Annotated in this window: 18 protein-coding genes and 1 tRNA gene; 9 read left to right on the top strand and 10 right to left on the bottom strand. The window is 62.9% G+C overall.

Translation table 11 applies throughout. From position 1 onward, the window contains the following. Window positions 1–38: 38 nt before the first annotated feature. From OIS50_RS03480 to OIS50_RS03470, 3 genes are all read left to right on the top strand, one after another. On the top strand, window positions 39–1448 hold the full coding sequence (locus tag OIS50_RS03480) for a sugar MFS transporter (RefSeq protein WP_264692937.1): 1410 nt from the start codon (window positions 39–41) through the stop codon (window positions 1446–1448). Window positions 1449–1568: 120 nt separating this feature from the next. Further along, window positions 1569–2594, top strand: coding sequence for a UDP-N-acetylmuramate dehydrogenase (gene murB, locus OIS50_RS03475; protein ID WP_264692936.1), 1026 nt, complete (start codon window positions 1569–1571; stop codon window positions 2592–2594). A 126-nt stretch (window positions 2595–2720) separates the two neighbouring features. Further along, entirely contained in the window at window positions 2721–3698 is a 978-nt protein-coding gene (locus OIS50_RS03470; protein ID WP_264692935.1) for a hypothetical protein, read from the top strand. Between the two features lie 77 nt (window positions 3699–3775). On the opposite strand, the gene OIS50_RS03465 is transcribed toward OIS50_RS03470, so the two are convergent. Next, window positions 3776–6193 (bottom strand): endonuclease MutS2, encoded by a 2418-nt coding sequence (locus OIS50_RS03465; RefSeq protein ID WP_264692934.1) that lies wholly within the window; start codon window positions 6191–6193, stop codon window positions 3776–3778. A 154-nt stretch (window positions 6194–6347) separates the two neighbouring features. Continuing rightward, window positions 6348–6788: a hypothetical protein gene (locus OIS50_RS03460; RefSeq protein WP_264692933.1), complete on the bottom strand. Its 441-nt coding sequence runs from the start codon at window positions 6786–6788 to the stop codon at window positions 6348–6350. A gap of 179 nt (window positions 6789–6967) precedes the next feature. Here OIS50_RS03460 and OIS50_RS03455 point away from each other — a divergent pair, with 179 nt between their 5' ends. Continuing rightward, on the top strand, window positions 6968–7771 hold the full coding sequence (locus OIS50_RS03455; RefSeq protein ID WP_264692932.1) for an alpha/beta fold hydrolase: 804 nt from the start codon (window positions 6968–6970) through the stop codon (window positions 7769–7771). Between the two features lie 18 nt (window positions 7772–7789). On the opposite strand, the gene OIS50_RS03450 is transcribed toward OIS50_RS03455, so the two are convergent. Together OIS50_RS03450 and OIS50_RS03445 are read right to left on the bottom strand one after the other, a co-directional pair. Continuing rightward, window positions 7790–8548, bottom strand: coding sequence for a TIGR02757 family protein (locus OIS50_RS03450; RefSeq protein ID WP_264692931.1), 759 nt, complete (start codon window positions 8546–8548; stop codon window positions 7790–7792). 93 nt (window positions 8549–8641) lie between these two features. Next, window positions 8642–9595 (bottom strand): LysM peptidoglycan-binding domain-containing protein, encoded by a 954-nt coding sequence (locus tag OIS50_RS03445; RefSeq protein ID WP_264692930.1) that lies wholly within the window; start codon window positions 9593–9595, stop codon window positions 8642–8644. Window positions 9596–9870: 275 nt separating this feature from the next. On the opposite strand from OIS50_RS03445, the gene kdsB reads away from it, so the two are divergent. Continuing rightward, a complete protein-coding gene (gene kdsB / locus OIS50_RS03440) occupies window positions 9871–10617 on the top strand; it encodes a 3-deoxy-manno-octulosonate cytidylyltransferase (protein WP_264692929.1) in 747 nt (248 codons plus the stop codon). 33 nt (window positions 10618–10650) lie between these two features. Here kdsB and OIS50_RS03435 read toward each other — a convergent pair whose 3' ends face one another. The 5 genes from OIS50_RS03435 to OIS50_RS03415 form a co-directional block, all read right to left on the bottom strand. Further along, window positions 10651–11049, bottom strand: a complete 399-nt coding sequence (locus OIS50_RS03435) for a DUF1622 domain-containing protein (protein ID WP_264692928.1) — start codon at window positions 11047–11049, stop codon at window positions 10651–10653. Window positions 11050–11254: 205 nt separating this feature from the next. Continuing rightward, window positions 11255–11602 carry a translation initiation factor gene (locus OIS50_RS03430; RefSeq protein ID WP_264692927.1) on the bottom strand — a complete coding sequence of 116 codons (348 nt, stop codon included), beginning with the start codon at window positions 11600–11602 and terminating at the stop codon, window positions 11255–11257. Window positions 11603–11660: 58 nt separating this feature from the next. Next, window positions 11661–12563, bottom strand: a complete 903-nt coding sequence (locus OIS50_RS03425; RefSeq protein WP_264692926.1) for a diacylglycerol/lipid kinase family protein — start codon at window positions 12561–12563, stop codon at window positions 11661–11663. 89 nt (window positions 12564–12652) lie between these two features. Continuing rightward, window positions 12653–13657, bottom strand: coding sequence for a type I glyceraldehyde-3-phosphate dehydrogenase (gene gap / locus OIS50_RS03420; protein WP_264692925.1), 1005 nt, complete (start codon window positions 13655–13657; stop codon window positions 12653–12655). 144 nt (window positions 13658–13801) lie between these two features. Further along, window positions 13802–13873 (bottom strand) — tRNA-Glu (locus OIS50_RS03415). A gap of 512 nt (window positions 13874–14385) precedes the next feature. Between OIS50_RS03415 and OIS50_RS03410 the strand changes: the two genes are divergently transcribed. Then, a complete protein-coding gene (locus tag OIS50_RS03410; protein ID WP_264692924.1) occupies window positions 14386–14709 on the top strand; it encodes an STAS domain-containing protein in 324 nt (107 codons plus the stop codon). A gap of 72 nt (window positions 14710–14781) precedes the next feature. After that, window positions 14782–16605, top strand: a complete 1824-nt coding sequence (locus tag OIS50_RS03405) for an ABC transporter ATP-binding protein (protein WP_264692923.1) — start codon at window positions 14782–14784, stop codon at window positions 16603–16605. 77 nt (window positions 16606–16682) lie between these two features. Here OIS50_RS03405 and OIS50_RS03400 read toward each other — a convergent pair whose 3' ends face one another. Further along, on the bottom strand, window positions 16683–18677 hold the full coding sequence (locus OIS50_RS03400) for a matrixin family metalloprotease (RefSeq protein ID WP_264692922.1): 1995 nt from the start codon (window positions 18675–18677) through the stop codon (window positions 16683–16685). A 303-nt stretch (window positions 18678–18980) separates the two neighbouring features. Between OIS50_RS03400 and OIS50_RS03395 the strand changes: the two genes are divergently transcribed. Beyond that, complete coding sequence (locus OIS50_RS03395) at window positions 18981–19865, top strand: M48 family metalloprotease (protein WP_264692921.1); 885 nt, start codon at window positions 18981–18983, stop codon at window positions 19863–19865. 145 nt (window positions 19866–20010) lie between these two features. Next, window positions 20011–20907 (top strand): PhzF family phenazine biosynthesis protein, encoded by an 897-nt coding sequence (locus OIS50_RS03390; protein WP_264692920.1) that lies wholly within the window; start codon window positions 20011–20013, stop codon window positions 20905–20907. Window positions 20908–21050: the final 143 nt, after the last annotated feature.

Here is a 21050-nt window from a genome sequence, read left to right as displayed (position 1 = left end):
TCTTTAACGCCTCCTTTCCCGTCAGCTTCCTACTATCCATGGCGACTCCCGTTTCGCAGGCTACTCCCCCACCCACCACCGGCCCGGCCACGGCGCGCAGCTACGCCCTGCCCATGGCGGCCATGACGTCGCTGTTCTTCCTGTTCGGGGCCGTCACGAACTTCAACGACGTGCTGATGCCCTACCTCAAGGACGTGTGCCAGCTCACGGATTTGCAGTCGTCGTTGGTGCAGTTCGCGTTTTTTGGGGCTTACTTTCTGATGTCGCTGCCGGCAGGCCGGGTGCTGGAGCGCCTGGGCTACAAGCGCGGCATTGTGGTAGGCCTGCTGGTAATGGCCGCCGGGGCACTGCTGTTTGTGCCGGCCGCCAACACGCGCACCTTTGGCGTGTTTTTGCTGGGCCTGAGCGTGTTGGGCGCGGGTGTTACGCTGCTGCAAGTAGCAGCCAACCCCTACGTATCGGTGCTGGGCCCGGCTAGCCGCGCCGCCAGCCGCGTGAGCATTGTGGGCGTAGCCAACAACTTCGGCGGTACGCTTTCGCCGCTGCTGGGCGGCATGTTGTTGTTTGGCGGCTCGGTGGCGCTGAAAGCCCGCTTGGCAGCCCTGCCCGAAGCGCAACGCCTGGCCGAAGAAGCAACGCTTGTTAAGGCTCCGTACATCGGCCTAGCGGTGTTTCTGACCTTGTTGGCCGGGGTTTTCTTCATGCTGAAGCTCCCCGAAATTGAGGGCATGCAAGCCGACGACGCAAGCGCGGCCGATAACACGGCCGCTACTAGCGGCCGCCGCTCAGCCCTCAACTTTCCGCACCTGGCCCTAGGTGTTGTGGCCATCTTCCTGTACGTGGGCGTGGAAGTCGGCCTTGGCTCGTTCCTGATCCGGTACGGCGAGGCCCAAGGCATTACGCAGCTGAGCGACTTTACCCAAAGCCTGGTACGCGGACTTAACGTGGCCACCAACTTTATTGCCGTAATGCTCGGTCAGCCGCCGGCCCCCATCGACACCACGGCCGGCTTTACCAAAGCTGTTGGGGCCGTAATGGTGGCTTCGTATTGGTTTGGCTCGTTGGTAGGCCGGGTGGTGGGCATTCCGCTGCTCACCCGCATCAACGACCGCAAAGCCCTCGTGGCCGTGTGTGCCGCGGCCGTGGCCTTCGTGCTGGCCTCCATTGCCACCCAGGGCGAAACGGCCTTGTGGCTGATTGTGCTCTGCGGCCTGATGAACTCGATTATGTGGCCGGTTATCTTCCCGCTGGCCATTAAAGGCCTGGGTCCGTTCACTAAGCAGGGCTCCTCGTACCTGATTATGGCCATTGTGGGCGGCGCCGTGGTGCCCCTGCTCATGGGCCTGCTCGCCACGTACGGCGGCGGGCTGCGCGTAGCATTTTTGCTGCCGGCCTTGTGCTACGCCTACCTGCTGTACTACTCGCTTAGCGGTTACCGCGTACGCTAGCCACCTAGGGCTGTGCCCCAAACGGCCGCGCCTGCCCCAATTTGGTGGCGGGCGCGGCCGTTTTCGTCCGGCGCCCGGCGCGTTGCACTACCTTTGTGGCTGCATTATTTCTACCTCCGTATGTCGGCCCAGCTCCAGCACCACGTTTCGCTTCTCCCCTACAACACGTTCGGTATCGATGTAAAAGCGCGCTACTTCGCCACCTTTGGCAGCGTGGAGGAACTGCGCGCGCTGCTGCAGCTGCCCGAGGTGCAGCAGGCCGAAAAGCTGGTGCTGGGTGGTGGCTCCAACCTGCTCTTCACCCGCGATTTTGGGGGCGTGGTGCTGAAAAACGAAATCCGGGGGCTCGAAACCACGGTGGAGGCCGATGGCGAAACTGCCCTCGTGCGCTCGGGCGCCGGCGAATCGTGGCACGGCCTGGTGGAGTTTGCCCTGGGCGAAGGCCTGGCCGGCATCGAGAACCTTTCGCTCATCCCCGGCACGGTGGGCGCGGCGCCGCTGCAGAACATCGGCGCGTACGGCGTGGAGTTGAAAGACGCCTTCGACCACCTCGAGGCTATGGAAATTGCCACCGGGCAGCTGCGCCGCTTTTCGCGCGAAGAATGCGGCTTCGGCTACCGCGAATCGGTGTTTAAGGGGCCGCTCAAAAACCAGTACATCGTGACGAGCGTGGCGTTGCGCCTGCACCGCCGCTACCAGCCCAACGTGTCGTACGGCGCCATCCGCTCCACCCTCGAAGACATGGGCATCAACGACGAGCCCACGCCGCAGCAGGTAAGCCAGGCTGTTATCAGCATCCGCCGCAGCAAACTGCCCGACCCTAAGGAAATCGGCAACGCGGGCTCGTTCTTCAAGAACCCCGAGGTGTCGCAGCAAAAGTACGACAGCCTGAAAGCCGACTACCCCGACCTGCCCGGCTACCCCGTGCCCGGCGGCGTAAAAGTGCCCGCCGGCTGGCTGATTGAGCAATGCGGCTGGAAAGGGCACCGCGCCGGCTCGCACGGCGTGCACGATAAGCAGGCCCTGGTGCTCGTGAACCTAGGCGGCGCCAACGGGGCCGAGGTGCACGCGCTGGCCCAGCAAATCATTGCCTCGGTGCGCGAGCGGTTCGGCATCGAGCTGCACCCCGAGGTAAATATTTTCTAGCCCAGGCAATTTTCGGCGCGACAAATCTTGCTCTTACGAAAGTGGGCTGCTTAGGTTTTGCTTGAAAGTGTGGATATTTAAGGCTCAACTTCCAAAGGTCTCTTCACAGTCACTTTTCCACCGCGCATGAAAACATCTATGCTTTTGGCTCTGCTGCTTGGGAGCAGCACCTTCGCAACCGCCCAAACGGTGGTAACCCTGTCGGCCGCCCGGGCGGCGGGCCCGGGGGCTTCCGTAACGGTTCGGGGCGTTGTGGTCAACGGTGCGGAGCTGGGGCCGTTGCGTTACATTCAAGACAAAGACGCGGGCCTGGCCGCTTTTTCAACGAAGCTGCCCGAGTTTGCGGGCTTGGTGGCCGGCGACAGCGTGCAGATTTCGGGTACGCTCAAAAACTACAACGGCCTGCTTGAGATGGACCCGGTTACGGCTGTATCGAAGCTGGCCTCGAAGCGCAACCTGAAAATGATTGAGGTGCCCGCCGCTTCGCTTACCTCGGTGTACAACGAAGCCCACGAGGGCCGACTCGTGAAAATCAAAGGCGTAACGAACCTTACCACCACCGGCGGCAACCCCGTATCGGGCACGCTCGCCGGCAACATGAACTACCTCATCAACGGGCAAGCTGGCGCCATTGTGCGCGTAAGCGCGGCCTCCAACGGCGCCGACGGCCTGGTGGGCCTGATTCCGCCCACCGGCAAGTTTGATCTGATTGGCATTCTGGGCCAGCATTCGCCCAGTGGCACACCCACGGGCTACCAGGTGCTGCCCCGCCTGAAATCGGATATGGAAGTGGACGGCGGCCTGCCGAGCATCGTGGGTACGCCCGTGCCTACCGAAATCGGCAAAAACGGCTTTACGGTGCACTTCAACACCATCAACCCCGGCAACACCAAAGTGGAGTACGGCACCAGCTCCAACCTGGGCAGCGTGCTCACCAACGCCGACATCACCACCGACCACGTTATCACGCTCAGCAACCTCGAGCCTTCCACGGTGTACTACGTGCGCGTGTCGTCAACCAACGCCAAAGGCACGTCGGTATCCGAAGCCGTGCCGATGATTACCGATTCGAAAAACCGCGTGGCCCCCAAGGCCAAAAAGTAAGCCCTAGGTCGGCAGCATAAAAAACGGGCGGCCCCTGCGCAGGGGCCGCCCGTTTGGCATTTGGGGGCTCGGGCGGGTTATTTGAGCACCGCCACGGTTACGCCGTCGCCGCCGCGGTCGGCGTGCTCGTCGGCCACGCTGGCCACCGAGCGCACCGAGCGCAGGTAGTCGCGCACCACCTGGCGCAGCACGCCGTTGCCGCGCCCGTGGATGAACTTCAGCTCGGGCACGCCCAGCATCACGGCATCGTCGACGTAATTCATGATGCGCTGCAGGGCGTCTTCGGCCCGCTCGCCGCGCAAGTCGAGGGTGGTGCTGAAACCGGCCATGCGGCCCGTTACGTCCATGCCGCCCGAGGCGCGGGCTTCGGTGGCGGGTGCTTTGCGCGCAGCTTCTTTTTCCCGTTCCCGGATTTCCGAGCGCGTAAGTTTTTCCAGCTGATTAACCTTCACCAGGGTTTTCAGGCCGCCAAACAGCACCTCGGCCGTTTTGCCCTTCACGCTTACCAGCTCGCCGTGGCCCTCCTGCCCTATCAGGGCAACTTTGTCGCCGGGCTTTAGGGCGTTGGGGTCGGCGGCTTCGCGGTGGGCCCGCGGCTTGGGGGCCTCCACCTTCAGCTCCGCCTGCACAAACGCATCGAGCTTCTGGCGGGCGGCTTTGGTTTGCTCCTTTTCGGCCTGCGCCGTCCGGATTTCGCTGATCGTAGCTTCGATTTGCGCGTTGGTATCCTTCAGCAGCAGCTTGGCTTTCTGTTTGGCTTCGCGGATTACCTCCTGCTTGGTTTCCTCAAGGTGGTTTTTCAGGTCCTGATACTCCTGCGCGGCCTTCTTCATGCGGCGCTCGTTTTTCTCGGCTTCGGCGCTGCGCTTTTCGAGCTGGGCCTTTTCGGCTTCCAGCTCTTCGAGCAGACGGTCGTAGCGCACTTTTTCCTTGCCCACCAGCTGCGAGGCGCGCTCCACAATGTTTTTGGGGAGGCCAATTTTGCGGGCAATTTCCAAGGCAAACGACGAGCCCGGCTTGCCAATTTCCAAGCGGTAGAGCGGCTGCAGGTGCTTGGGGTCGTAGCGCATGGCGCCGTTCACGAGGCCGGGCGTGCGCTCGGCCAGGTTTTTCAGGTTGGTGTAGTGCGTGGTGATGACGCCAAACGCCCGTACGCGGTTCAGCTCGCTCAGCACGGCTTCGGCAATGGCGCCGCCCAGCACGGGCTCGGTGCCGGTGCCAAACTCGTCGATCAGCACGAGGCTGCGCTTGTTAGCGAGCAACAAGAATTGCTTCATGTGCGTGAGGTGCGAGGAGTACGTGCTCAGGTCGTTTTCCAGGCTTTGCTCGTCGCCGATGTCGAGGAAAATATCGTCGAACACGCCCGCCTCCGAGCCGTCCTGCACGGGTATCAGCAGGCCGCACTGCAGCATGTACTGCAGCAAGCCTACCGTTTTCATGGCCACCGATTTACCGCCGGCGTTCGGCCCCGAAATCACCAGGATGCGCTGCTCGGGGTTCAGCTCCAGATCGAGCGGCACCACCTCGCGGCCTTGCTCCTTAAAGTTGAGGTACAGCAAGGGGTGGCGCGCGGCTTTCCAGTTCAGCAGGGGGCGCGAGCTGAGCTTGGGCAAGGTGGCCTCCAGCTGACGCGCAAAGCGGGCCTTGGCCCGGATAAAGTCGAGCAGACCTAGGAAGTGGTAGGCGCGGCGCAGATCCGGAATGTGCGGGCGCAGCTGATCGGTAAGGGCCGTGAGAATGCGCACCAGCTCGCGGTGCCAGGCGTTTTCGAGGTCCTTGATGTCGTTGTTCAGCTCAAACACCGCCTCCGGCTCGATGTAGACCGTTTGGCCCGTGGCCGATTCGTCGTGAATCAGGCCTTTGATGCGGCGCTTGTGCTCGGCCACAATGGGCAGCACTAGGCGGCCGCCCCGAATGGTGGGCTCGGCGCCTTCAGGCGTCCAGCCTTCGGAGCGGGCTTTGCGTAGCACGTCGGCAATCTGGCGGCGCAAAATACCCTGCCGGTTAATCAGCTCCTGCCGAATCTGGCGCAGCAGCGGCGAGGCATCGTCGCGCACCTGGCCTTCGTCGTCCACCACTTTGTCCATGGCGGCCAGCAGGTTGCGGTCGGCTTGCACGCCAATGCCCAGCAGGCGCAGCGTGGGGTACGCCCCCTCGGGTGCCTGCGTGAAAAAGGTAAGCGCCTGCCGAATGGTGCGCAGCGACATTTTCAGCTCGTAGAAGGCCGAAGCCTCCAGAAACGCGCCCGGCAGCTGCGCCCGCAGCAGGTGCGGGGTTACATCGTGGTAAAACTGGCTCGGAAAGTCGGCGCCGCTGTGCAGCAGCTGCCGGAACTCGTCGGTTTGCAGCAGCAGCTTGGTGAGCTCGTCGGCCCGCGGCTGAAACTGCATCTTCTGCACGTAGTTCCGACCTAGGGCGCTGAGGCACAGCTCGGCCAGCAGTTCGCGTACTTGCTGAAAGCCGATCTTCTGCTCGAATGTTTGCGGGTAAATCAAAAGGTATCTGGTACTGAGTAGTCCGTTGTCAGAAAATAAGGCTGCGGCGCTCGGCACCGACAGCCTTCCTTAACAGGCCAGCGGCCCGAAAGATTCAGACAAAGCTATACGATAGCGGCCCGAAAGTGTGCGAGCCCGGCGCCGGCGGTTGCCGCTATGCCCGCGCCAAATCGGCACCTAGGGCCGCAGCGAGGGCAGCGAAGGTAGCATCCCCTTGGCAGTGGTTCAGCACGATTATGGGGCGCTGCCCGCTGCGCAGGCGCAGTTGCAGCTTGGCGAGGCCGTCGTCGGAAATGCGGGCGGCGCAGCTTTCGACGTTGGCGCGCTGAATAACGCGGGCCCGGCGCCAGCCCATCCGCAGGCGAATCTCGGTTTCGGTAAGCTCTACCCGGCCCGGGCGGTTGCCGAGCCTGCACCCCAACCAAACGGACAAGCCAATCAGCCCCGCAACAAAGGCGGTTTTCGCCAGCCCACTCACTTCCATGCCCGAGGTATTAAAGGCGAACATCCCGAGTATCACCAAGCTAGTGGTAACCCACCACGAGCGCGCGTCGTCGTAAAACTTAACCGAAAACACCTGATTGGTTGCCTGCATAAGTCGACTGGGGTAAGTGCGCGGCCACGAACTGCAGCGGAGTGCCTGCGGGCCGCAAAATTTGGCCTCGAGTTACCTTTTTGGCGTAGCGTTTGGGGCTTAAATATATACATTAGTATTCCTGCACATTCCTGCTTGTGGTGCAGGTGACTAGCATTACCTAAGTATTGTTTTCTGCGATGAATATTTTGAAACGCAACAACGTGGTGCAATTTGGCAGCGGCGAGCAGGCCATGGTGTTTGTGCACGGCTTTGGCTGCGATACGCAGTCGTGGCGGTTTGTGGCGCCGGCGTTTGCCAGCAAATACCGCCTGGTGCTGTTCGACCACGTAGGCGCCGGCAAGTCCGATCTGCAAGCCTACGACCCCACCCATTACAACTCGCTGCAGCGCTACGCCAACGATTTGCTGGAGGTGCTCGACGAGCTGAAGCTAACCGACGTGATTTGCGTGGGCCACTCGGTGGGCGGCATGATTAGCCTGCTGGCGGCCACGCAGCAGCCCGAGCGGTTTGCCAAGCTGGTGCTCATCGGCGCCTCGCCTAGGTACATCAACGACGCCCAGTACACCGGGGGCTTCGAGCAAGCCGAGGTGGAGGAGCTGCTATCGTTTCTGGACAGCGACTTTAAGGCCTGGTCGAACTCCATTGCCCCATTGGTAATGGGCAACGTGGAGCGCCCCGAGCTTACCGACGAACTGATCAACAGCTACTTGTGCCTCGACCCGAAAGTGGCCCGCCAGTTCGGGCGCGTTACGTTTTTGAGCGATACGCGCGCCGAGTTGCCTAAGCTGCACGTGCCCACGCTCATTGTGCAGTCGGCCAACGACTTTGTGGTGCCGGTAATGGTGGGCGAGTACCTGCACCGCCACCTGGCCGCCAGCCGCCTGGCCGTGCTCGATACCGCCGGCCACTACCCGCACCTAAGCGCACCGGTGGCCACCATTTCGGTTATCGAGCAGTTTCTGAAGTCGCCGCAAAACTAGCGCCAGCGGCTGCCTGGCTTAAAAGTGCTCCTCGATACCTAGGCCGAACAAGGCAAAGTCGTACTTAACGGGGTCGGTGGGGTCGAAGCGGCGCAGGTTTTCGGTAAGCTCGGTGGCAGCTTGCCAATCGAGCTGCTTGCGCTGCAGCAACCCCAGGCGCCGGGCCACGCGCTCCACGTGCACATCGCAGGGGCACACGAGGTCGGCCGGCGAGAGGCGCTGCCACAGGCCGAAATCCACGCCGCGGGGGTCGCGGCGCACCATCCAGCGCAGGTACATATTCAGGCGTTTGCAGGCCGAGTTGCGGGCGGGCGTGGCCACGTGCTTGCGCGTGCGGTCGGGGGCATCGGGCAGGCTGAAGAACAAGTCGTGAAAGCCGATGAGCCGCTCGCGCTGGGTGCTGCCGTGCAGAAAGGCATCTTCCAGCGACTCGTGCTGCGCGTAGTACCAGCGCAGCCAGTGCACAAAGTACAGCAAGTCGGTGTCGCAGAACGTGCGGTGGCAAAAACGCTCCAGCCCGCGCAAGTCGTCGTCGTGGTGGTTCCGGATGAAATCGTAGGGCGCATTATCCATGCGGGCCAGCAGCTCGTGGCCTTTTTTCAGGATAATGCTCCGCTTGCCCCAGGCCAGCAACGCCGCAAACAACCCGCTGATTTCGATATCCTGCAGCCGGCTGAAGCGGTGCGGCAGGCTTATCGGATCGGGCGCAATAAACGACGGCTGGTCGTAGCGGTCGTATCGGTCGTTGAGCAGGGCTTCGAGCTGGGCGTGCGTCACGGGGGGGGCAGCGGGTAGTAAAGCAGTAAGCCCGACAAAGGCCGGGCTTACTGTAAATACGAACGTTTGGGCACGGCGGTACACCGCGGCAGCCTAGTCGGGCAGGTACGACGTTTCGACGCGGAAGCGCTGATCGGGCGTGTTCAGCTTGGCCACGGCTTTTTTCGACAGGCGAATAAGCACGGTGGAGTTGTCGCCGGTGTCGGGCAGCTTGCCGATTACGCGTACGTACACCACCTGCCCGTTCATAATGTTGCGCACCATCATGATGGTACCCACCGGGGCGGTTTTGTGCAGGGCCAGGTACTTCTCGGAGTTGCCGCCTTCGATTACCGCGGCCAGGCCGCTTTCGGTAACCTTGCGCACCACTTCGCTGGCGCGGGTGGGCTCGTCGGCGGGGGTTGCGGTGGGGCTGGGCGGGGCTACGTCCTTTTCGCGGGTGGCTTCGGCCTCCTTGGCTTTGGCTGCGTCGCGCTCCTTCTGCTCGGCTTCCCGCTCGCGCTCTTTCGTGCGCTCTTTTTCGGCTTCGTCGTCGCGCTCGGGGCGGGCGGTGGGCGGCGTGGGCACCGGCTTAGCCGCTACGGCAGGCTCGGCAGCCGAGGCAGCGGCGCCACCGGCCGGCACGATGATAAGGGTTTGACCCACGTTTACGCCGCCGCTGGCGGGCAGCTTGTTGTAGCGCTGCAGCGTGGCCGGCGCCACGCCAAACTTGCGCGAAATAGCAAACAGGGTTTGGCCGGGCTGCACTTTGTACACGCGGTTGCCTTTGGCATCGGTGGGCAGGCTGCGGGCGGCAGCCGTTGGGGCATCGGCAGCGGCAGCGGCCTTGGGGGCTGCCGCAGGCAGCACGGCCCGCACGCGCGGCACCAGCACCTCCTGCCCCGAAACCAGCGCCCCCTTGATGCTGGGGTTGGCTTCCATAATGTCCTCGACGCTTACGCGGTAGCGGCGCGCCAGCCCGTAGAGGGTTTCGCCGGCGGCCACGCGGTGGCGCACGTACGTTTTATTTTGGCGCGTAACCACGCCCACCGAATCGGGTGGCAGCACGGGGTTGGCAAGCGCCGCAACAGGTAGGCAGAGTAAAAAGAAGGCGGAGAGAGTATGCGAAATTCGGCTCATAAGGAGGGTGTCGTGCTGCGCCCGGGGCAGCCTAATTCGACGGGATAAGGCGCTGCCCGCGAGTGACTACGCCGGCGAAAGATACGGAATTATGCCTGCTGAGCGGGATTTTGTCATTGATCGTGCCAATTTTACCGCCCCTGGCAAGCCCGGCGGCTGCCAGCCGCTTGTTCTGCGTTTTCCTCCTCACCTTCAGCGCCCTTATGAAAAGCATCGGCATCATTCCGGCTCGGTACGCTTCTACCCGCCTGCCCGGCAAACCCCTCGTCGACCTAGGAGGCAAATCAATGATCCGGCGCGTGGTAGAGCAGGCCCGGCAGGCCGATTTGAGCCGCGTGGTGGTAGCTACCGACGATGAGCGCATTCTGGAGCACGTATTGGGCTTCGGCGGCGAGGCCGTGCTAACCCACCCTGAACACCCCAGCGGCACCGACCGCGTGTGGGAGGCCTACCAGCACCTAGGCGTCCCGGCCGATTGCGTGGTGAACATCCAGGGCGACGAGCCGTTTGTGCACCCGGCGCAAATAAACGCGCTGCTGGCCTTGTTTGCCGATGCCAGCACCCAGATTGCCACCCTGGTAAAGCCCGTGGTTAACAACGAAGAGCTGCTGAGCCCGCACTTGCCCAAGATGGTGCTGGGGGCCGCGGGCGAGGCGCTGTACTTCAGCCGGCACCCCATCCCCTACCTGCGCCAGCACCCGCAGGAACACTGGCTGCAGCACCACCGCTACCTGCGCCACATCGGGTTATATGCTTACCGCCCCAGCGTGTTGGAGCAGCTCACGCAGCTTGCCCCGGCGCCGCTGGAGCTGGCCGAGTCGCTGGAGCAGTTGCGCTGGCTAACGCACGGCTTTGCTATTCGCACGGCCGAAACCGAGCTCGAAACCATCGGCATCGACACACCCGACGACGTAGCCCGGGCGCTGGCTTACCTCCAGCAGGTCAGTTAGTACCTGGGCACCTAGGCAGTTACGTGGCGGCAGCTAAGTCGCCGAACCGGCCTGGCTTTTCTGCTCCACTACTTCTTCGGCCACTGAGGCCTGCTCCTCGCGCATCTCCTTCGATAAGAAGTAGTTGAGTAGCGTCCGGATAACGGCAATGGCCCCCAGCTGACCGATTTGCTCCCAGGTAGGCGCAATGGCCGTCGAGAGGATGTCGGCGCCGAGCTGGAACTCCAGTGCCAGTGCTAAGTAGCGGGCCAGCAACAAGCGCACGGCCGTGAAGTTGGCCGGGCGGCGCAGCAACAGCATCGGCACCAACCGCACCAAGGCCACTACCACCCCAATGCCGATAATGCCGGCGCCAACTGCCTCTACGCCAAGCTTTAGCCATTGCGCCAGCACCCGCACATTGCCTTCAACCAGTTCAAAGCTTCCACTCATGCCCGCGGCTGCTTTAGGTGATGACGACCGGACATAACACTCCCTAGGTGCAACCGCACCGGGTGCAGTGGGCAGGCAAGCCGGCCTGGTTTGCAGGGCAGCACAGGGCCAGCGTACAGAGGTAAGGGCGGGGCGGTTTTCATGCGGGGCGAAGGATGGGAGCTGGCTATACGTTGCCCCTCCTGCTGCAGCTACACGCCCGGGCTTAACCACCGATTTTTTTGGCTTTGTAGCCCTGGCTGATCAGCTCGGCCAGCACCTTGTCGCGGAAGTCGCCCTGAATCAGAATTTCGCCTTCCTTGGCATTGCCGCCTACCCCGCACTTGGTTTTCAGCAGCTTACCCAGGGCTTGCAGGTCTTCGTCGCGGCCCACAAAGCCCGTTATCAAAGTTACCTGCTTGCCGCCGCGCTGTTTGCGGTCGAGCTGTACCCGCAGCTGCTGTTGCTGCGGCGGCAGGGTTTGCGCCTCGCCGCCGGCATCTTCGTTCTGGTATTCAAAATCGGGGTTGGTGGAGTACACCACTCCGTCGCGGTTACGGTGGTTCTTAGCCATGGTCAGGCAATTAGGTAGTTGTTTGAAAGGTGCACGCCGTAACGCGCGGCCCTAGGTGCTACTGCTGAAACGACGTGCCCACCACCACCGGCAAGGCCAATGGCTCCAGGGTTACGGCTACGTCGGTGGCTTCGCCGGCAAAGTCGCCATCCAGATGAAAGCCCAAGGGCTGTTCGCTGCTTACGCGTACGGTGTGCGCGGTGTGGTAGGTGGCGGCGCCGGAGGTAGGCAGGTTGCCGGCGGCCAGGCCGTAGGCCACGCGCAAGGCACGGCTCAGGGGCATTTGGTCGATCAGGCACATATCGAGCAGCCCGTCGCGGATGTTGGCCAGCGGCGCGATGTACGCATTGTTGCCGTACTGGGCCGCGTTGGCAAAGGCCAGCACGTAGCAGCTGGTGCTCAGCTCCTGCTCGTTTACCTCGATGCGGATGGGCGTGGGGCGGTAGCGGCCGTACTCGCGCAGGGCCACGCGGACATAGGTGGCCAGGCCGCGCGTGCCTGCTTCGGCAAAACAGCGGCTCACGTGCGCATCAAACCCCAGCCCGGCCGTGCAGAAAAACGGCTTGCCGTTCAGCCGGCCTACATCAATGGGTAATACCCTAGGTGCCCGCAGCAAATCGATGGCCGCCGGCATCGTAAGCGGAATGCCCAGGTGCCGGGCCAAGCCGTTGCCCGAGCCACGAGGCAGCACGGCCATGGCCGCGCCGGTGCCCAGCAGGCCCCGGCCAACTTCGTTCACGGTGCCATCGCCGCCCACGGCCACCACCACGCCAAACCCTTGGTTGGCCGCCGTGCGAGCCAGCTCTTCGGCGTGGCCGGCGTACTGCGTGGGCCACACCTCGTAGTGCAAGCCGTGGTTGTTGCCCAGGTGCCGCCCCAGCAAGCCCGGCAAATCGAAGCGCCGGTTGGTGCCCGAAATCGGGTTAAAAATAAAGCAGAGGCGGCTGAGGTCGGGCGTCATAGCTGGGCAAGTTACACGATGCAGCGCACGCAGCAACGCCCGCCCCGCCGGGTGGCAGAGCGGGCGTTGCGTACGGTGGCTAAGGCAAATTACTTGTTGAAGTTGCCGAGCTTCTCGATCAGGTCGGCAGCGCGGGTGCTGTAGCCGGCCTCGTTGTCGTACCAGCCCACTACTTTCACCAGCGTACCGTTGGCCGAAGTCAACTCCGAGTCGAAGATGCACGAGTGGGTGTTGCCCACGATGTCGATGCTCACCAGCGGATCGGTGCTGTACTCCAGAATGCCTTTCATGGGGCCTTCGGCAGCGGCCTTCATGGCAGCGTTGATTTCGTCCTTGGTTACTTCGCGCTTCAGGATAGCCACGAAGTCAGTCGACGAGCCATCCGGCACGGGCACGCGCATAGCCACACCGTCGAGCTTGCCCTTCAGGTGGGGCAGTACCAGACCAACGGCCTTGGCGGCGCCGGTGCTGGTCGGGATGATGCTGTAGGCAGCGGCACGGGCGCGGCGCAGGTCTTTGTGCGGCGCGTCCTGCAGGTTCTGGTCGGAGGTGTAGGCGTGCACCGTGGTGATGTAGCCTTTCTCCAGGCCGAAAGCATCGTCGAGCACCTTAGCCATGGGAGCCAGGCAGTTGGTGGTGCACGAAGCATTCGACAGGATGGTTTCCGAGCCGGTCAGGATGTCTTCGTTCACGCCCAGAACTACCGTCGGGATGTTGCCGGTGGCGGGAGCCGAGATAACAACCGTTTTGCAGCCAGCCGTGATGTGCTGACCAGCGCCAGCCTCGTCGGTGAAGCGGCCGGTCGATTCCAGCACTACGTCCACGCCCATTTCGCCCCAAGGCAGTTGCTTCGGGTCGCGCTCGGCCAGAGCGGCGATGCGCTGGCCGTTTACGGTCAGGCTGGTTTCGTCGTACTCCACGGTGCCATCGAAGCGGCCGTGTACCGAGTCGTACTTCAGCAGGTGAGCCAGCGTCTTGTTATCCGTCAGGTCGTTAATGGCGACTACCTCCACGTTCGGGCGGCTCAGCAGCGACTTGAACGTCAGGCGGCCGATGCGGCCGAAGCCGTTGATGGCAACTTTAATTTTAGCCATAAGGGGAAGAAAAACGGGTTAGTGGCCCGCGCTCCGGGCCAGAGTGAGAATGCGCGGCGAAGGTACACGCCTGCGGGGGAAAAGCAAAAAACCCGCCCGGTGTGGTACCGGGCGGGTTTTGAAAGTATCAAGCGACAAGCGGTGTAGTCCGTAGGGGAATCGAACCCCTGTTGGCAGAATGAAAATCTGCAGTCCTAACCCCTAGACGAACGGACCAGTTAAGTTGCTTGCGCAGCGCCGTTGTCGTTTGATGATGCAAAGATAGCCGGCCGCCTTTTCAAGGCAATAGCCCGCGGCAAAAAAAACTCGTCAGCAGCCTGATGAAACTGATTCTCAAAGCGAAAATTTTACCCCGAAGCGGCCTGCAGCACCTGTTGGGCCGGCCGCGGCGCCCGGGCACCTAGGGCCGGCATGCGGCGCTGCCTTGGTTGCCGGGCAAAAAAAAAGCGGGCCGCCTGTCATGGCACGACACCACACCTGAAGTCGTACCAGTTGCCGCATTTGACAGGCAGCCCACTCTCACAAAGTAACGGCGCCCGAAAACCGGCTTGGGCAGGACTGATACGGATTTTGCCCGGCGAGAAATACGGATTTTACCACTGCGGCCCCAACATCAGCCCGCATGCAGGTGTTATGCAATGCCCTATATAAAAAACCCGATTCGTTTGATCCTTTGGGCACCTAGGCGCGTATAGAGCGCGGCAGCACCTGACACGCTGCGCTCAGCCATGGACGTGTACCACGAAATCCTGCCCGACCGGTACGTACTGTTGCTTACCGAAAGCCCCGTATCGGCCAACGGCACCGCCGCCGATACGCTGGCCCGCTGCCTGCTGCAAGCCTGGCGCAGCGGCAAAACCAGCGTGTGGGTTGATTGCAGCCGTTTGCACCACCTCCCGGCCAACGCCCGCGATTTGCTGCTGCGCTACCAAAAGCGCCTGGGCCGCCGCTCGGTTAAGCTGGTGCTCAGCAAGCCCAACGCCGAGGTGCAGCACGCCTTTGCCGATGTGGCGCCCGAAGCCCGGCCCGAAATCAGAAACACGGAGGCCTGACCAGCCGCCGGGCGGGCAAACTTACCGGTGCCGGGGTAGTTGTTAGGAGTCTTTCCTCCTACCTTCCGCGGCATGAAACTATTGTATGGGTACTTGCGCCAGTACTGGGGCTTGCTGGCGCTGGCATTGCTGTTGGCGGCCGTCAACCAGGTTTTCTCGCTGCTCGATCCGTGGATTTTCCGGAAGGTAATCGACCAGTACGTGGTGCTGCCGCCGGGCCGCAAGCAGGAGCTGGGCGCCACGGGCTTTATGGAAGGCGCCGGGCTGCTTATACTGGCGGCCATGGGCGTGGCCATGGTGTCGCGCATTGCCAAAAACTTCCAGGATTACTACGTCAACGTCATCACGCAGCGCCTGGGCGCGCAGCTGTATTCCGATGGCCTGCGGCACTCGCTCGACCTCCCCTACCAGGTGTTCGAGGATCAGCGCTCGGGCGAAACCCTGGGCAAGCTGCAAAAGGTGCGCACCGATGTGGAGCGGCTGATTTCCTCGTTCGTGAACGTGGTATTCACCTCGCTGGTGGGCATTTTGTTCGTGGTGGGGTACGCCGTTACGGTGTACTGGCTTATCGCCCCTATTTACTTCCTGACCATGCCGCTGCTGGGAGTGCTGTCGTCGGTGCTGAGCAAGAAAATCAAGGTAATTCAGAAAACCATTGTGGCCGAAACCACCGCGCTGGCCGGCTCTACCACCGAAAGCCTGCGCAACATTGAGCTGGTGAAAAGCCTGGGCCTGGCGCAGCAAGAAACCAAACGCCTGAACGATACCACCAGCCGCATTCTGGCCCTGGAGCTGAAAAAAGTGCGCTACATCCGGTCGTTGTCGTTCGTGCAGGGCACCTGCGTAAACCTGCTGCGCAACGGCATACTGCTGCTGATGCTGTACCTCGTGTTCGACGGGCGCATTACCGTGGGCGAGTTCTTCTCGCTGTTTATCTACTCGTTCTTCATTTTTGGCCCGCTGCAGGAGCTGGGCAACATCATCAACATCTACCGCGAAACCGAGGCGTCGCTGGCCAACTTCCAGCAGATACTCGACACGCCCCGCGACGTGAAACCCGCGGCCCCTAGGTCGATTGGGCAGCTGCGCACCCTGGAGTTCGACGACGTGCACTTCCGCCACCTCTCGGCCAGCACGGCCGCTCTCGATGGCATTTCGTTCCGCACCGACCTAGGGCAAACCGTGGCGTTCGTGGGGCCGTCGGGCTCGGGCAAAACCACCCTGGTTAAGCTGCTCGTTGGCTTGTACCCGCCGGCGCAGGGGCGCATTTTGTACAACGACGTACCCGGCTCGGAGCTCGACCTCGACGCGCTGCGCGAGCAAATTGGCTTCGTAACGCAGGATGCCCAGCTGTTTGCGGGCACCATCCGCGACAACCTGCGCTTTGTAGCCCCGCACGCCACCGACGACGAATGCCTGCAGGCCCTGCGCCAGGCCGCCGCCGACTCCTTGCTGCGCCGCGCGCCGCAGGGCCTCGATACCGTAATCGGCGAGGGCGGCGTGAAAGTGTCGGGCGGCGAAAAGCAGCGCCTCAGCATTGCGCGGGCCTTGCTGCGCCACCCTACCCTGCTGGTGTTCGACGAAGCCACTTCGGCCCTCGATTCGCTTACCGAAGAAGAAATCAGCCGCACGGTGCGCGAGCTTTCGGCTACGCGCCAGCACCTGACCATACTTATCGCCCACCGCCTGAGCACCATCCTGCACGCCGACCGCATTTTTGTGCTGGAACGCGGGCGCATCGTGGAGGCTGGCCGCCACGAAGAATTGCTCGAGCGCAAAGGCCTGTACTATGCCATGTGGCGCCAGCAAATTGGCGAACGGCAGCGCCCGGCTGCTACTGCCAAAACCGGTGGCGCGAACGGCCAGGAAGCTGCCGCTCACAAGCAACCCGCCTAGGTGCTGACTGGCCCGCAAATGGGCGAGGCCCTGCTAAGCATGCTTAGCAGGGCCTCGTTCTGTTATCAGGCTGATGATTAATGCTGCACCAGCACGCGGCGGCTCAACGGCTTGCCGCCGTCGGCCTGCCACTGCAGGGTATACAATCCGTTGCGCAAACCAGCTACGGGCACCTCGGCCGAGCTGCTGCCCGCAGGCAAGCGTAGCTCCTTCACCACGCGCCCGGCCGCATCGATGAGCACAATGCGAACCGTGGACGCCGGAGAGGCCAGCGGACCGCGCACCTGCAGCACATCGGCTACCGGGTTGGGGTAGGTTTGGAGTTCCGTAACGGCGCCAGCACCCGTAACCACTGCGGGAGAGGAGAAATGCTCTGAGCCATCGGTATCTACCTGGCGCAGGCGGTAGTAGCGCACCTGCCCGGCACCTAGGGGGCGGGCATCGGTAGCCTCGTAGGTGCGGCGGATGCTGCTTTGGCCGGCGGCGTTCACGCGGGCCACCTCCTGCCAGGTGGTAGCGTTGGCTTCGGCGGCAGCCTGCACAGCAAAGTAGCTGCTGCTCAGCTCGCTTGCCGTTGCCCAGCTGAGGCGTGTGCCGGGCAGGCCGGGCTCGTAGCGGGCTGCAAAGCCAATCAGCTCCACGGGCAAAGGCGTGGGTGCCTGCAGCAGCTGAATCAGGGCGAAGTCGCAGGGGTTGGGGCTTTTCAGGCTGAAATCGACCACGCTCAGGCCGCCGGCTACGTCGCTTTCGGCGCTGAGCGTGCGCGACTGCTGCCCGTTGGCAATGGCGTAGTGCATTACCGCCCCCGGCCGAATGATGTGGCCCAGCTGGTGGGCGTGGCCTTGCTCGTGCAGGGCCACGCTTTCAAAGTCGTACTGGGCAAAGGCCGGCGCCGTGGCGCTGAAGTTCCAGTTCGTGTCGTCGTTGAAGGTGAAGTCGGTTTCGGCCACCGACCAGTACGTGACGCCCCCGGTCGCGCAGCCGCTGTAGTACGAGGTGGTGCGGCCCAGCACGCCGGCCGGCAGCTCGGTGCCCACGTCAAAGCGCACCACGTTTACGCCGTCGGAGACGGCCGTGGAAGTGGTTACGTTGCTGCCAATGCGGCGGCTCAGGCGGGTGGCAGCGCCCCACGTACCCAGGGCGCGCTCAAACGACGAGCGGGCCGCGGGCCGGTCGGCAAAAGTAGCGTTGTACTGCAGCGTGTAGCCGCCCTGCTTGTCTTTGTTGATGAGGCGCGCCCGGGCCGGCACCGAGCCGATGTTGCTGTAGGAGAAAACGATATTCAGGCTGGTAGCGCTGCTGGCGCTGGCCCCGCCATCGGCGTACACCACAAACTTGCCCGAGCCGGCACCGCCGCTGCCCGTGCTCGAAGGCACGCGCACCTCAATTCTGGTATCCGACCACGAAACGTAATCCGAGCTGTTGGCGGCAACCTTGCTGAGCCCGCCTTGGTCGGCATTCGGAAACTCTACCCGGCCGGTACCGCGCGTACTTCCAAAGCCCGAGCCCTCGATGGTAAGCACCGCCCCCGTGCCGGAGGATAGGGTACTAGGCGAAAAGCTGCTGACGGCCGGGGCCGCCGCGCCGCGCGCCACCACTACGGGCGCCGTCAGCTCGGCATTGCGCCGCAGCTCCTGAAAGCGCCTGCCGGTGTGGCGCTCCACGGCCGGGTACAGCTCGTTTTCGATGGAGTTGTAACGCCCGAACGGCTCGGCAGCCACGCGGGTGGCCACATCGTAACGCACAAAGCCCTGCGGGCCGGCATACAACCGAAGCGCACCTAGGCCCGGAGCGGCCGGGTCGGCCTCCAGAAAGAACATACCCTGCTGGCCCACTTCGAGGCCGGCGGTGCCGCTTACTTCTTCGCGGCGCAAACCCAGGGTACCGCCGGGCTCGGCCAGCCGGATACCGGCGGCCGGCACCTGCCCCCGAAACACCTTGTAAACTTCGAGCTGGCTGATGGTGTAGATGTGCCCGGCCGCATCGGCTACGGCCTGCTGGCCCACAATGCGCGCCTCCACCACCAACGCCGATTCGGAGGCCCGGCGGCTCAATGCAACCGGCTCAAGCATGCACGTCTCTTGTGCTTGCGCGGCACCTGCGGCCGTCATCAACGAAAACAGTAAGAAAGCGAACGGTCGGCGTTTGGTCATACGTGCTGCTTTGTACTTGTCCGAGATAATACCTCGTCGGGGTTACTGATTCGGGGCAAACAGCTATCCGCGCAGCTTAATTCCGGCACGCATTTTTTTAGCCGAAATCAAACGAAAATCAGGGCAGGCTGCGTTACAGCTGAGGTAGTACGAAACACTGCTTCTGATTTAAAATTGGCAGCAAAATTGCACCACCCAGCCTCAGGCATAAAGGACTATTTCATGAACCACAACCGCATTTTTCGCCGCTTGTTTTCGGGCTTACTCCTCGGTTGGAGCCTCGTTTCGGGCGGGCAGGCCACGGCTGCTCAGCCAGCGCCGCAGCGCGATGTGCTGCGGGAAATCACGGACGTCGTGGGCCTGAAGCCGCGCTTTGAGCTGCGTGCTACTTCGCAAGTTGAAAACGCCGCCGCCGTGGTGTACGGGGGCAAGCGCTTCCTGCTATACAACCCCAATTTTGTGGGCGCCGTGAACCGCGCCGGCCGTACCGACTGGGCGGGCATCAGCATCATCGCACACGAAATGGGCCATCACCTGAACGGGCACACCCTGAAGCCCGGCGGCTCCAACCCGGGCGATGAGCTCGAAGCCGATGAGTTTTCGGGGTTTGTGCTGCGCAAGATGGGCGCCAGCCTGGCCGAGGCGCAAACGGCCATGTCGATGGTTGCTCAGGATTACGACTCGCCCACGCACCCGGGCCGCCCCACCCGCCTCACGGCAATCGGGCGCGGCTGGCAGCAGGCCAACCAGCAAATTATGGCCAGCGTACGTGGCGCGGTGCCCTCGGCCCAGCCGGTAGCCGTAGCTGCGCGTAGGCCCGCGCCGCGCCCCGTGGTGGTGCAGCCTGCCTCGACGGGCTTCTTGGGCAAGCTCACCTTCCGCAACAGCCCCAACGACCCGCTTTACGTTACCCGCAACCTCAACGTGGTACGGCTCGACTCGCAGGAGCGCACGGCCGCTGTTGTGGGCCGATTGACCCGCTCCACCAGCGCCGATTTCCCCTTCGTGCTGGTTGATGTGCAGCAGCGTATGCTTTACGTGAGTGCCCAGGGCGGCATTTTCAACCCGCAGGGTCAGCAAATCGGCCTCCTCACCGATCCTTCCTAGGTCCGTTGTCTTCCTGCTTTCCGCAAAAGCCAGCCTCTGTTCTAAGAGGCTGGCTTTTTTGTTGGCCGATGGATAACGCGCCCAATTCACAGCATCTGGCCGGTGAGGCTTATCATTGCTGCACCTCATCCAAACCGCTCCGCATATGCCCGCTTATCCTTTTCTGCTTGTCGATGCTTTTACCACGCGGCCTATGGGCGGCAACCCGTGCGCCGTGGTACTCGATGCCGACGACCTCTCCGCCGAAACCATGCAGCGGCTGGCGCGCGAGTTCAACCAATCCGAAACTGCGTTTGTGCGCCGCTCGTCGGTGGCCGATGTAGCCGTGCGCTACTTTACCCCTGCCGAGGAAATACCGCTGGCCGGCCACCCTACCATTGCCACGGCCGCCGCCCTGGTGCACGCCGGGCGCATCTCCCTCACCAACGGGCCGGTAGCCTTGCAATTTGAGCTGCGCGACGGGCCGATTGGGGTCGACATTACGCCTGCCTCGGCTACCCACCCGCTGCAGGTTACCATGACGCAGCGCCGCCCCGTGTTCGGCGCCGTGCACGACCCCGCCGTGGTAATGCCGCTGTTTGGCCTAGTGCCCGACGACGTGCTGCCCGGCGCCCCCATCCAAACGGTAAGCACCGGCACGCCGCAACTCATGGTGCTGCTGCGCGACCACGACGCCCTGCGCCGCGCCCAGGCCCCTGACGCTGACTTATATAATAAGTACCGGAGCAACAGCGACTTCTTCAGCCCGCACTTGTTTTGCCTGGGTGGTGCAACACCGGCCGGCCGCACCTTTGCCCGCCACTTCGGCACGCCGCCCGATATCATGGAAGACCCCGTAACAGGTTCGGCCACCGGCGCCATGGCCGCCTACCTCTGGCACTACAACCACCTGCCCGGCCCCGATTTTGTAGCCGAGCAAGGCCACTGGATGAACCGCCCCGGCACGGTGCAAGTGCGCGTGGTGGGCAGCCGCGAGGCCATCGAAACCGTGCAAATCAGCGGAGCTGCCGTGGTGTTGGTTGAAGGCCAGCTTCAGCTGTAGGCAGTTGTCAGTTGTCAGTTGTCAGTTGTCAGTTTCGAACGCGCTGGCTGAAAGCCGGTTGCGCGCGCAGTTGAGCTTTGCGGAACACTTTGCGCGCTGCGTTGGTAGTGTATAAGGTCGGGCTTGGAGCGCCTTGTGTGCTC

It is taken from the genome of Hymenobacter sp. YIM 151858-1, from assembly GCF_025979705.1.
Lineage (GTDB): Bacteria > Bacteroidota > Bacteroidia > Cytophagales > Hymenobacteraceae > Solirubrum.
This window is presented reverse-complemented; position numbering and strand designations above follow the sequence as displayed.